Annotated in this window: 1 pseudogene; it reads right to left on the bottom strand. The window is 32.4% G+C overall.

From position 1 onward, the window contains the following. Positions 1-242 (bottom strand): annotated as a pseudogene (hitR, locus tag SB658_RS26475) (envelope stress response regulator transcription factor HitR); the annotation flags it as partial. Positions 243-247 lie beyond the last annotated feature (5 nt).

Consider the following 247-nt stretch of genomic DNA (forward strand, 5'->3'; position numbering starts at 1 on the left):
GTTTCCCCTTTAGCAGTTAGCATCAAAATCGGAATATCATAGTACTTCCTTAATTCAAAACATACATCAAATCCATCCATATTTGGCATCATGATATCAAGAATAACCATATCAACTTTTACTTCATCTATTTTCTTAAGTGCATCTAGTCCATCAATTGCCTCATATGTTTGAAAACCTTCTCGTTCTAAAAATACAGAAACAAGTTCTCTAATATGCGGATCGTCATCCACAATTAAAATGTTAG

Origin of the sequence: Bacillus sp. SIMBA_008, from assembly GCF_046535495.1 — a bacterium.
Lineage (GTDB): Bacteria > Bacillota > Bacilli > Bacillales > Bacillaceae > Bacillus > Bacillus subtilis.